Origin of the sequence: Staphylococcus sp. HMSC62B09 (genome assembly GCF_001839115.1) — a bacterium.
GTDB lineage: Bacteria > Bacillota > Bacilli > Staphylococcales > Staphylococcaceae > Staphylococcus > Staphylococcus haemolyticus.
Window position 1 is genome coordinate 1 of the sequence record NZ_KV840168.1, and the last position, 350, is coordinate 350.

Genomic DNA, 350 nt, shown 5'->3' on the forward strand with positions numbered 1-350 from the left:
TGTATTAGGGTCAGCAATCGCTTTTTCTGTTTGTGTATAACGTAAGCGTGCTGTATCTTTTTCTGGCACGCTTAAGCCATGTTCACGACATACGTCGTCATTAAAGTCTCTTAAATCACGTAAGGCTTGTTTATTGTTGTTAAATTTCTTCCCTGTCTCAAGATCAATTGAATTAATCACAATATGATTGTGTACATGGTCCGTATCGTTGTGTGTATAGACAGCGACTTGATGATTAGGTGCGAATTTTTCAGCTAATTCTAAACCTAGTTGATTACATTGTTCTGGGGTTACTTCGCCTGGTTTGAATGACTGAATAATGACATGGCCTTCATTACCCCCTGTTTTAC

Annotated in this window: 1 protein-coding gene; it reads right to left on the bottom strand. The window is 38.3% G+C overall.

What is annotated here, in order from left to right; all coding sequences use genetic code 11:
- On the bottom strand, positions 1 to 350 hold a 350-nt coding region (locus HMPREF3265_RS10950), incomplete at both ends, for a relaxase/mobilization nuclease domain-containing protein (RefSeq protein ID WP_176746629.1).